Source organism: Thalassotalea sp. Sam97 (assembly GCF_041379765.1).
In the GTDB taxonomy this organism is placed as follows: Bacteria; Pseudomonadota; Gammaproteobacteria; order Enterobacterales; family Alteromonadaceae; genus Thalassotalea_A; species Thalassotalea_A maritima.
Genome location: NZ_CP166919.1, coordinates 415,889 through 427,177, shown reverse-complemented (window position 1 = coordinate 427,177; position 11,289 = coordinate 415,889). Strand labels below are relative to the sequence as shown.

9 protein-coding genes and 1 other RNA gene are annotated in these 11,289 nt (G+C 42.7%); 5 read left to right on the top strand and 5 right to left on the bottom strand.

Going from position 1 to position 11,289, the window contains the following annotated elements:
- Positions 1 to 6: 6 nt before the first annotated feature.
- Both ACAX20_RS01890 and ACAX20_RS01885 read right to left on the bottom strand, forming a co-directional pair.
- Entirely contained in the window at positions 7 to 465 is a 459-nt protein-coding gene (locus tag ACAX20_RS01890; protein ID WP_371188112.1) for an EVE domain-containing protein, read from the bottom strand.
- Positions 466 to 930: 465 nt separating this feature from the next.
- Positions 931 to 1,650, bottom strand: a complete 720-nt coding sequence (locus tag ACAX20_RS01885) for a YdiY family protein (RefSeq protein ID WP_371188110.1) — start codon at positions 1,648 to 1,650, stop codon at positions 931 to 933.
- 213 nt (positions 1,651 to 1,863) lie between these two features.
- Between ACAX20_RS01885 and ACAX20_RS01880 the strand changes: the two genes are divergently transcribed.
- The gene (locus ACAX20_RS01880) at positions 1,864 to 3,777 is read left to right on the top strand and encodes an alpha/beta hydrolase family protein (protein WP_371188108.1); all 1,914 of its coding nucleotides are present in this window, start codon (positions 1,864 to 1,866) and stop codon (positions 3,775 to 3,777) included.
- A 121-nt stretch (positions 3,778 to 3,898) separates the two neighbouring features.
- Here ACAX20_RS01880 and ACAX20_RS01875 read toward each other — a convergent pair whose 3' ends face one another.
- Together ACAX20_RS01875 and rnpB are read right to left on the bottom strand one after the other, a co-directional pair.
- Positions 3,899 to 6,007: a M13 family metallopeptidase gene (locus ACAX20_RS01875; RefSeq protein WP_371188106.1), complete on the bottom strand. Its 2,109-nt coding sequence runs from the start codon at positions 6,005 to 6,007 to the stop codon at positions 3,899 to 3,901.
- A gap of 537 nt (positions 6,008 to 6,544) precedes the next feature.
- An RNA gene (gene rnpB, locus ACAX20_RS01870) (RNase P RNA component class A) lies at positions 6,545 to 6,915 on the bottom strand.
- A gap of 113 nt (positions 6,916 to 7,028) precedes the next feature.
- Between rnpB and ACAX20_RS01865 the strand changes: the two genes are divergently transcribed.
- Genes ACAX20_RS01865 through ACAX20_RS01850 form a run of 4 tightly spaced genes read left to right on the top strand, consistent with a single transcriptional unit; the run spans position 7,029 to position 10,369 of the window.
- Positions 7,029 to 8,393 carry a DASH family cryptochrome gene (locus tag ACAX20_RS01865; RefSeq protein ID WP_371188104.1) on the top strand — a complete coding sequence of 455 codons (1,365 nt, stop codon included), beginning with the start codon at positions 7,029 to 7,031 and terminating at the stop codon, positions 8,391 to 8,393.
- Positions 8,356 to 8,568: a DUF2256 domain-containing protein gene (locus ACAX20_RS01860; RefSeq protein ID WP_371188102.1), complete on the top strand. Its 213-nt coding sequence runs from the start codon at positions 8,356 to 8,358 to the stop codon at positions 8,566 to 8,568. The genes ACAX20_RS01865 and ACAX20_RS01860 overlap by 38 nt, the downstream gene beginning before the upstream one ends.
- Entirely contained in the window at positions 8,549 to 10,111 is a 1,563-nt protein-coding gene (locus ACAX20_RS01855) for a cryptochrome/photolyase family protein (protein ID WP_371188100.1), read from the top strand. The genes ACAX20_RS01860 and ACAX20_RS01855 overlap by 20 nt, the downstream gene beginning before the upstream one ends.
- The gene (locus ACAX20_RS01850) at positions 10,112 to 10,369 is read left to right on the top strand and encodes a DUF3081 family protein (protein ID WP_371188098.1); all 258 of its coding nucleotides are present in this window, start codon (positions 10,112 to 10,114) and stop codon (positions 10,367 to 10,369) included.
- Positions 10,370 to 10,422: 53 nt separating this feature from the next.
- Here the strand turns inward: ACAX20_RS01850 and rsmI are convergent, their stop codons facing one another.
- The gene (rsmI, locus tag ACAX20_RS01845; RefSeq protein WP_371188096.1) at positions 10,423 to 11,274 is read right to left on the bottom strand and encodes a 16S rRNA (cytidine(1402)-2'-O)-methyltransferase; all 852 of its coding nucleotides are present in this window, start codon (positions 11,272 to 11,274) and stop codon (positions 10,423 to 10,425) included.
- Between the last annotated feature and the right edge of the window lie 15 nt (positions 11,275 to 11,289).

Here is an 11,289-nt window from a genome sequence, read left to right as displayed (position 1 = left end):
CCATTGCTATGCCATAGCCAATATTGCTTGCCAATGCTCAGCAGATATGGGCATCACCGACAAACGGCTGCCCTTTTTCAACAGTGGCATATCAACAAGGTCAGGATGAGCTTTGAGTCGTTGAAGTGATATTAAACGCGGCAATTTTTGCTCAAAAGCAACCTTAACACAAATCCAGCGCGGCTCATCTTGCGTCGACTTTTCATCGAAATATTGACTAGTTTGATCAAATTGACTGGGATCGATAACTTGAGTTTCAATAATACTGGCAATACCGGCGATACCAACGTGTTTGCAACTGGAATGGTAGATAAATACCTTATCGCCAATCTTTGCTTGATCACGCATAAAATTGCGGGCCTGGTAATTGCGCACCCCATCCCAAACTTCGCCATCGGCACCGCGCGCGTGCAAATCATTGATGGAAAATACATCGGGTTCGGTTTTAAAAAGCCAATATGCCATAATTTTTCTATATGCTGGTAAAGTTTGTATTGAGCAAAAAAGGTAGCATAAATTCGACCTTGAGCGTAATGTACATTCGCTAACATCGGCGACAATTATACCAATTACACTAAGTTTGTGCCCAACTCAGAGTTAGGGCAGAGGTTCAGTTACAACATAGATTTCATTGATATAGTCATTCTATATTAATGAAATATAGGGCCGTAAATGGGCCTCTGGTAAACTCTCTACGGGTGAGCAATAACTTAATGTGATTGGTATTAGGTACCTTCCATCCTGCAACGGCAAGCTAAAATGATTTAGCCTGTCGCCTAAGAGGTTCGTCAGTAGCTTAGTTGATAAACATGAGCCAAACGCATAGACCACCTATCTGATAAAACCAATAATACTCATAAACAACATTACCTAACCTTGCCACCAAGCTTAGTAAACCATTGAAAATTCGAACTTGTTCTATATAGCGACTTAAAAGCTATAACTTAGGCTCACAATCGTTTCGGTATCAGTGTCATTCGTGCCAACAGGCACATCAGACGTGTATTTGTAGTTATAACTTAACTTCATTGCTAAAGCGTCAATGATTTTAACCGCTAATTCACTGGACGAATAAAAAATATCAATATCACTGCCTTTTTCATAACTTAGGTACTGATTAAAGTCGGCACTGTCCGAAAGCTGGTAATTAATGACTGTACCCGCTGTCACAATAGGCTCGTTTTCATCTTCGCCTAAGGCATTTTGATCTACCTTGGAGGTACGAAAACCTGCGCCCAACTCCACATCCCATGAAAAGGTCGGTAAATCATATAAATTCCAGCCTAAACCTGCGGTTGCCGTTGCCTGATAATCGTAGCCACTAAACTTATCCGACTCGTAAGTCGCACGCGCAAATACATAGTTTTTATCGGTAAAGTTATAGGATAAGCGCGTTAGCAAACCGTATTTTTCGGCTGTACGCTGCTGCTCTGATTTAGACCCTAACGCATCAGCCTGAACACCCCATTTCCAAGGCTGACTTTCCCATACCGCGGCAATCTTGCCGGTCATTGTACTATCATCACTATTGCCCGTTAATTTGGTGTAGCCAAAATCAACATCTCCAGACCAAGGAGACAGGGCTTCTTCGGCACGTACCGATGTCGACAGTAACAATAAAACAACACCAGCGCTTTTAGCTAATTTCATATGACATTCCCCTTATTATCTTATTGAGGTAGTGGCAAGCGATTGATAACAACTAAACCTTCACCTGCTTTTTCAATACCGTAAATCCTCTAGTCATGCAGCGACTTGTAATTGTGATCTTTTATAAATCAACAACAGAGAATATTGACTTAATTTACAGTTAACATAGCATAAGGCAACGAAACTAAAAAAAATTATAAATTAAGGACTTAAATGCGCGCTTTATTATTAAGCCTCGGGATGTTGTTATTGTTTACCACGTCCCACGTAAAGGCATACAGTTTAACTTACGCCGATTACGCCAAGCTGCCAGAAAAAAGTAAAATGGCAATATCCCCCTCAGGTACCAAAATTGCCTATCGGCTAACAGGAGATGACAAAGATTATTTGATTGTTGTTGATCTTGAAAAAGGTGACATGATCCGCGCCGTTGATGTTGCCAGTGTTAATCCCGATTTTGCCTACTTTGTTGATGAAAATAAAATAATTTTATTGGTCTCAAAGAGTAGCCGTTTACTAGGCATGTTTGGTCGTTATGATGTGAGTGTGGCTTTTTCTTTCAACTTAGAAACAGGCGGTTTGCATCAATTATTAACAGCAGGAAAAGGTATTTACGCACCACAAACGGCCTTAGGGCGGGTCGTTGGTGTATCACCTGATAAAAAATATGCCTATATGCCTGCTTGGGATGAAAGAGAAAAATACAGCCTGTTTAAAGTAGATATAAGCAAAAGACGCTCACCTAAAATCCACAAAAAAGGTACACCTGATACCATAGATTTTTTTGTTGATGCCAATGGTGAACTGCTAGCTCGTGAACGATTTAATAATAATTTAAACAGGCATCGACTCGAAGCATGGCACGATGGTGAATGGAAAATAATCTTTGAAGAAAAAACCGACATACGTCATGTAAATTTCGCTGGAATTACTGCTGACTACCAACACATCGTGATGATCCGCCAAGATGAAGAGCATGGCCGTTGGGCTTACTATACTTTGTCATTAACAGACGGTACCGAAGCTGGGCCTTTATTTAGCCGTGAAGACCGTGACATTGAACATGTGCTTAGCGACGTTAATCGCGTTGTTTACGGGGTGCAATACTCGGGCTTTAAACCCAGTTATGAATTTTTTGATAAAAAGCTTAATGCTCGTTTAAAAGGGATCCAAAAAGCCCTACCTAATAGCGCCATAACGATCGCAGATTACACCAGTGATTGGTCTAATATCGTCTTGCATATCGATGGTGAAGGTAGCTCTGGGCAATTTGTAAAATATAGCCAAGGCGGTTTATCTTCTCTCGGCCTGGTGCGACCACATATCACTGACGATAACGTTCACAATATACAAGAAACATCCTATACCGCCCGAGATGGCCTAGTTATTCCAACCTTGCTAACCCTTCCGAATAACAAGCTTGCGGAGAAACTGCCGACCATTATGCTGCCACACGGCGGCCCAGAAGCCTATGATAAAATTCAATTTGATTGGTTAGCGCAATACTTTGCCAGTCAAGGTTACCTGGTTATTCAGCCGCAATTTCGAGGTTCAACAGGCTTTGGCACCAAACACTTGTTTGCAGGTCGCGGTGAGTGGGGTCGTAAAATGCAAGATGATTTAACCGATGCGGTGCAAGAGTTCGCCAAACAAGGCTTAGTCGATGCCGATAAAGTGTGTATCGTGGGCGCCAGTTATGGCGGTTATGCAGCTCTTGCCGGTGCAACATTTACACCTGATGTATATCAGTGTGCCGTATCGATAAACGGTGTTGCAAATGTTGAACACATGATGCGTGTTGAGAAGCAGCAATATGGCCGTAACCACTGGGTTGTTAGCTATTGGGATAAAGTTATTTCTAACGGCACGCTAGACGATGACCACTTACATAATATATCACCGGTAAATTTTGTTGATAAAGTCAAGATTCCGGTACTCCTTATTCATGGTGAACATGACTTAGTGGTACCGATTCGCCAATCTGAAGAAATGTACGACGAATTAGGTGATGCGGGTAAAAAGGTCACCTTTATCGAATTAGAAAACGAAAATCATGATATTGAAAAACCGCACAACCGAGCAATTACACTGGAAGCAATAGATAAGTTTGTAAAACAATACTTGTAGCTGACAATATTACACGGATGAATAACATACGACTTATGTTATTCATCACACCGCTCTTTTAATAAAAAAATCCAGTGACTAGCACTGGATTTTTTTATTGTCATTTAACGTATGGATATCACTACCAAATACGTACGCGCTGATCTTCTGGTAAGTACAGCTCATCACCTGGTTTCACATCAAACGCTTTGTACCACGCATCGTGGTTACGTGGCGCAAGTGCTCGGTAGCGACCTGGCGCATGCGTACCTGCACGCAGTTGATTTAGCATGCTTTGCTCGGTGCGTTTTTCTTTCCAAACCTGTGCCCAAGCTAAGAAGAAGCGTTGATCACCGGTTAAGCCATCAATCACAGGGGCTTCTTTGCCATTTAAACTCAGCTTATAAGCATGGTATGCCATAGCCAGGCCACCAACGTCACCAATGTTTTCACCTAAACTGTTGCGACCATTTACAAAGTTTTCAGGGATCGGTTCGTATTGACTGTATTGCTCGGCTAACTTATCAGCTTTGGCTTCAAATGCAGCACGATCTTCATCTGTCCACCAGTTACGTTGGATACCGTTAGCATCAGACTTAGAGCCTTGGTCATCGAAGCCATGGCCCATTTCATGACCGATTACCGCGCCAATCGCGCCGTAGTTTACTGCCGCGTCGGCATTTGGATCAAAGAATGGCGGTTGCAAAATGGCTGCAGGAAATACGATTTCATTGAACGAACTATTATAGTAAGCGTTTACTCGCTGCGGAGTCATGCCCCAGCGGTTTCGATCCGTCTTCTCAAGCTCTTTAGCAACACTGTCAGCTCGGAAAAATTCACGCATGTTATGAATACTACCAACTAGGTCATCTTTAGAAATGGTTAGACCGTCAAATTCTTGCCACACATCTGGGTAACCAATTTTCGGATTAAACGCTGCAAGTTTTGCTTTTGCATTGACCTTAGTTTCTTCACTCATCCAACCAAGGTTATCGATACGCTCACCCAGTGCCTTACGAAGATTTTCAACAAGCTCTGACATTTGTGCCTTCGATGACTCAGGGAAGTAACGATCAACGTATACTTTACCAATCGCAAAGCCCAGTGATTGAGTACCTGACATTTCTGAAATAGCGCGTTTCCAGCGCGGACGAGGCTCTTGCTGACCGCTTAATTCTTTACCATAGAAAGCAAAGTAACTATTAAAAACATCTTCCGATAACAAATCCGCATTCGCGCGTAGTGCATGGAACGTCAGGTAGTCTTTCCAAACACTAAGATCTTCGCTATTAATCAAAGCAATCATCGCTTTAATAGGCTCTGGTTGCGATACATTAAGTTGTGGTACCTGGTAGCCCGTCTGTGCGAAATACAGATCCCAATTAAAATTTGGGTATTCCGTTGCTAGCGCATCACGTTGAATTTGGTTTAATGTTAAGTCGCGATTACGACGTTTTTCACGTGGCCAGTGTCCTTCAGCAATTTTGGTTTCTAGTGCCAAAATAGCTTGCGCTTTTTGTTCTGTAGCTTCAACGCCTGCAAAGTTAAGCATTTCAGCAATGTGTTTAACGTAGGCATCACGTGTTTTGGCAAAGCGCTCACTATCTACCAAATAATACGAGCGATCTGGTAAGCCAAGACCACCCGCCCATAGCGACATTTCATATTTATCAGGATCAAGACGGTTAAACCACATACCACCACCGATTGGTGATGCCCCTCCGGTTAGCCACGATTTGCCAAACACTTTGGTTAGATCATCCGTAGATGCAACAGCGGCAATATCATCAAGTAGCGACTGAATGGGTTTAATACCTTTTTTGTTAATGGTTTCGGTATCCATGTAGGCATGATAAAAATCAGCTATCATTTGCTCTTCAGCATTCAAATCTTTGCGGCTGACAATATCATCGATAATTTCTTTGACTTGCTCCTCACTTTTTTCAGCGAGTGCGGTAAATGCACCATAACGCGTTTTGTCGGCAGGCATCTCATAATTGTTATACCACGTACCGCTTGCGTACATGAAAAAGTCATCACCTGGTTTTACATTCAAATCTCGTGCAGTTAAATCTACACCAAAGCTACCCAATTCAGCTTTACCTTGCTCAGTGCTCGCAACTTCTGTTGATGCTGACTCAGTTACCGCCGGTTTAGTATCTGCTAAGGCAGCTTTTGGTTCGACTTGCTGCTCGCTACAAGCAGCTAACAATGCTGTGCTCAATGCGACAGCAACTAATGACTTTTTCATAAATATTTCCCCTAACGTTGTAATCGTGATTAAAAACTTCAAACTATAGTGTTGATTTTATTAACGATACGCTAAAACACCTAAAGCCGATTAGCAAGTTTTTACTGTTTTATAAACAACCACAAGCTTCAAATAAAATGTAAATAATTATTTAAAAGCGGTATATCCATTACAACAATAAGTCGCTATACCGGGCCTCTAGTCCTTGGTAGCAATTGTATGTTGTAAAAGAAAAGCCTGACTATGTTTCCATAATCAGGCTTTCGAGAATTTATTGAGTTGGCTGACAAGCCGGGGTCTGGCACTTGGATTAATACAATCATTCGAGACGATGATTGTCCGGCGGATAAAGAAGCCTGACTATGTTTCCATAATCAGGCTTTCGAGAATTTGTTGAGTTGGCTGACAAGCCGGGTTCTAGCGCTTGGATTAATACAATCCTTCGAAACGATGATTGTCCGACAGTCTTTACAAGCTTGTTAGACAGCTTAAAAAAGAAAAGCCCGACTGTATTGCTATAGCCGAGCTTTCGAGAATTTGTTGAGTTGGCCGATAAGCCGGGTTCTGTCGTGGACAATCATTCGTCTAGGCCTTGGATCGCCCCAAGGCTCAAGCAACCTACCCGGTTCCAACGCGAGCCACGCCGTACGGAACCCTATTTGGTCTTGCTCCGGGTGGAGTTTACCCTGCTGCCAACTGTTACCAGCGGCCCGGTGCGCTCTTACCGCACCCTTTCACCCTTACCGGCACGTAAAGTGCTTAGGCGGTCTTCTCTCTGCTGCACTTGTCGTAGGCTTTCGCCTCCCAGACGTTATCTGGCACCCTGCTCTATGGAGCCCGGACTTTCCTCCCCCCAATCCGTCTATGCAAGCATACAACGATTGAGCAGCGATTGTCTGGCCAACTCAGCGAGCATTCTAATCGAATGGGCCTATGAGGTAAATGTATTTTTATAAGTAAGCAACGTGAGCTAAGAAAACCTGAACAAGTTTCGTCACGTATAATTTGCTGAGGTGAATCTATGACACACAATATGTTCTTGTTTAGTAACGATTTACGCATTCAAGACAATAAAGCTTTACAACTCGCTGCGCGGCATTCGAGCAAACTGTGTCTCGCTTACGCGTTTGATGCCAACGAGCGACGCCTCGACAGCAGTGATTGCCGCTTTATGGGTAACCACCGATACTATTTTATTCAGCGATTACTAAGGCAACTGCAAATAGAATTAGCCGACTTTGGGCAACACCTTGAAATTATTGACTCGGACGGTGTTGACCAACTGGCAAAGTTTATTAATGAACTAAACATAGATACTTTGTTTTGTTCTGCGCCTCTTGCAAGTTATGAAAAGAATAAATTGCGACGGCTCAAAGAGATGTGCGGTATCAACATCATCACCAGCCATCAGCATACGTTGTTCACAGCGAGTGATTTACCATTTGCACCACAAGACATTGCCGATAGTTTTAGTAAATTTAGACGCCTTGTCGAGAAGCACGCTACGCCCATCGAGCCGTGCTTGCAAATAGTAAGCCTCCCATCACCACTGCTTAATCAACCAGTGATTACACACCATAATACATGTGCTGCGATCGACTCGCAGCAACAACTTACTAATTACTTTAATTCAAATAGAGCACTCACCTACAAGCAAACTCGTAACGATCTAGACAAGCCACTGTCATCAACAAAACTTAGCGCAGCGTTAGCGCAAGGCGCATTATCTGCAAGGCAGGTTTGGTGGGCATTAAAAGCATTTGAACACGAGCATGGTGCTAATCAATCTACCTACTGGATTGGGTTTGAATTACTTTGGCGAGAATATTTTCATTGGCTATTGTTAAAATTTCAGGACAATTTTTTTCGCTTTACCGGTATCAATGGTAAGCGTCCAGCAACAAGTTTTTACCCACAACGCTTTAAGGCATATTGTAGCGCACAAACACCGTCAGCTTTTGTCAACGCCATCATTAACCAGTTAACGCAAACTGGCTATATATCAAACCGTGCGAGGCAAATCGCTGCTAGCTTCTTTGTTAACGAGTTTGCCCTAGATTGGCGCTTTGGCGCACGCTTTTTTCAGATGCATTTGATTGACTACGACGTCGCAAACAATTGGGGAAATTGGCAGTATATTGCTGGCGTTGGCAGCGATCCGCGCGGTGGGCGTCACTTTAATATTGCCAAGCAACAACAGCTCTATGATCCACATGGTGAGTTCGTACAGCGTTGGCAGGGCAAGGCGCATCAAATGACATATTTTAGCGATATCGTTGACTGGCCTGTGGAGAATGCTCACTCACAAACGGCTCCATCGTCTAAGATTGATGAGGATGACAGCCTAGATGCTAAAACCAATGCTGGTGGTGATACTTTTGAATAAGAGCGACTTACCTCAAAAACAATGTCCAGTTTGTCAACGACCATTTGCCTGGCGCAAAAAATGGCGCAATAACTGGCGCAATAACTGGCACCACATAGTTTATTGTTCACGACGTTGTCGCAACCAACGCCACAGATTTCAAGACAAGGAAAACCATGCAGCACTCATCATATAGACGTCTGTACTTGATATTCGGCGATCAACTTAATATCGATCACTCATGGTTTAAACAATGCAACGACGACAACCTTTTCGTTATTGCTGAGTTGCAACAAGAATTGCGTTACTGCTACCACCATAAACAAAAAATCCAAGCATTTTTAGCCGCAATGCAAAACTTTGCAGCCGAACTCTCCCAGCGAGGCTTTCAGGTGCTGCACTTAACACTTGAGCAAACCGGCGACTATCCGAGCATCGAACCGTTACTTGATGAGTTACTAAGCAAACACCAGGTTGAAGCGTTTTTTTATATGCAACCCGATGAATATCGCTTGCATAAGCAAATGCAAAACTTTTGTCAGCAATTAGCCATACCTTATCAATGCGACGATACAGAGCACTTCTTTTTAAATCACCAAGATCTCAAAGCCCTGTTTAAGCCAAACGTAAAACACCGTATGGAGCATTTTTATCGTAATATGCGTCGTCGCTTTAATATTCTGATGAGCAATGACCAACCCGAGGGGGGCCAGTGGAATTATGACAAGCAAAATCGACACGCCTTAAGTGGCAAAGACATTTCAGAGATTCCAGAGCCTTTGCTATTTAACAACGATGTCACCTCGATAAATCAGCGTTTAGACAAATTTGCTATTCCAAGCTTTGGTAATTCAAGTGACAATCTACTATGGCCGATATCACAGCAACAGGCAAAACAGTTGCTCGATTACTTTTGTCGTAATCTATTAGCTAATTTCGGTCGTTTTCAAGATGCCATGACTCAAAGCAGCAATGATTTGCTGGCAGACAAAAGTTGGAGTTTATACCACTGCCGACTATCGTTTGCATTAAATAGCAAACTGATATCGCCACAGCAAGTTATTGCTCAAGCGTTAAACGTATACCAACAAGGTGATTGCTGCATTGCCAGCATCGAAGGTTTCGTTCGCCAAATACTTGGTTGGCGCGAATTTGTACGGGGCATGTATTGGCGTAATATGCCCGATTACGAGCGACGTAATGCGTTAAACCATAAACGCTCATTGCCCTCTTGGTTTTGGACTGGCAATACCAAGTTGAATTGCTTGGCAACCACCATCCAACAAAGCTTGCGATATGGTTATGCACATCACATTCAGCGCTTGATGATAACTGGTAACTTTTGCTTAATCGCTGGTGTTAAACCTCAAGCGGTTGACGAGTGGTATTTAGGCATTTATGTTGATGCGTTGCAATGGGTTGAGCTGGCAAATACTCGTGGCATGAGTCAATTTGCTGACGATGGCCTTATTGCTTCAAAGCCCTATGCTGCCTGTGGCAATTATATCAATAAAATGAGCGATTATTGTCAACATTGCCATTACAACGTCAAACAAAAACATGGTGACCAAGCTTGCCCTTTAAATAGCCTTTATTGGCATTTTATTGCCCAACATAGCGATAAATTTAGTAACAATCCAAGAATGGCACTAATATACAAAAATTGGCAGAAGCAAAAAGATCAACAACAAACATTGCAACACGCTGCCGCAGTATTAGCAAATATCGAAGAGCTATAGATGGAAAATTTAATTGATAATAAATTAGCGCTTGCCGCCTTTGCAGAAATCACTAACAAAGGCGACAAACACGATGATAAGTTTGAGTACCAAGGTATCGCTGCTTGGCAAGACTTCGACGGTTACACCTGTTTTTTGGGCTACAAAGATGTATTAATGACGTTAATGTTTCACGGCAAATACGATATCGAATTTGATGATAAAGACTCGCTTAAAGCTTTTATCAACAAACTGATAACCATTACCCAAAAAACGTAAATAATTAAGAAGCCAAACTTATAGCAACTGTCGGCCTAAGCTAGTTCAGCGAACTAGTCTTTCATTTGCAATGCCACTTGATATAAGGCGTTTTTCTTAACACCATGAATTTCAGCAGCAATAGCGCACGCTTTTTTCGGTTTCATTTCTACCAGTAACAATTTTAAGGTTTTTATGGCCGCCTCATCAATGGCTCCAGGATCGTGCTTAGCACCTTCGATCATCAGCACCATTTCACCTTTTAATTGATTTGGATCATCTTGCAGCCATGTCAGCATATTGGCGGCCGTATCACTGTGTACAGTTTCAAAAGTCTTGGTTATTTCTCTGGCAATAACAATATGTCGATCCGCTCCTAATACGTCATGAATATCTTGCACGGTATCTATGGCGCGACGGGGCGCATCATAAAAGACCATAGTGCGAGCTTCACCTGCCAACGCGGCGAGTGTTGCTTGTCGTGCGCCTGATTTAGACGGTAAGAAGCCTTCGAAAGTAAAGCGGTCGGTCGGTAAGCCCGAAACACTTAGCGCGGCGATAGCGGCACAACAACCAGGAACGGGCACAACATCCAAGTTTAGCGAGCGTAAATGGCGAACAATATGAAATCCAGGATCAGATATGAGTGGCGTACCGGCATCACTTACTAAGGCAATAGTTTTGCCTTCTTGCAACATACTAGCGATCTGCACTTGACGCTGGCGTTCATTATGATCATGCAAAGAAATGGTTTTATTCTTAATATTAAAGTAAGCAAGTAGCTTATTGGTGTGACGAGTATCTTCACAAGCAATAAGATCAACCTGAGCAAGAACCTCTAGCGCTCTTTGGCTAATATCAAGTAAATTGCCGATTGGCGTAGAAACAATGTAAAGAGTGCTAGAATTAACGGAAAATTGATGCATATAAAACGGCCTGTA

Coding starts and splice junctions, on each gene's coding strand:
- ACAX20_RS01875 (WP_371188106.1), bottom strand. CDS start 6,007: ATGAAAAAGTCATTAGTTGCTGTCGCATTGAGCACAGCATTGTTAGCT.
- ACAX20_RS01880 (WP_371188108.1), top strand. CDS start 1,864: ATGCGCGCTTTATTATTAAGCCTCGGGATGTTGTTATTGTTTACCACG.
- ACAX20_RS01855 (WP_371188100.1), top strand. CDS start 8,549: ATGCAGCACTCATCATATAGACGTCTGTACTTGATATTCGGCGATCAA.
- ACAX20_RS01850 (WP_371188098.1), top strand. CDS start 10,112: ATGGAAAATTTAATTGATAATAAATTAGCGCTTGCCGCCTTTGCAGAA.
- ACAX20_RS01885 (WP_371188110.1), bottom strand. CDS start 1,650: ATGAAATTAGCTAAAAGCGCTGGTGTTGTTTTATTGTTACTGTCGACA.
- ACAX20_RS01860 (WP_371188102.1), top strand. CDS start 8,356: ATGCTAAAACCAATGCTGGTGGTGATACTTTTGAATAAGAGCGACTTA.
- ACAX20_RS01865 (WP_371188104.1), top strand. CDS start 7,029: ATGACACACAATATGTTCTTGTTTAGTAACGATTTACGCATTCAAGAC.
- ACAX20_RS01890 (WP_371188112.1), bottom strand. CDS start 465: ATGGCATATTGGCTTTTTAAAACCGAACCCGATGTATTTTCCATCAAT.
- rsmI (WP_371188096.1), bottom strand. CDS start 11,274: ATGCATCAATTTTCCGTTAATTCTAGCACTCTTTACATTGTTTCTACG.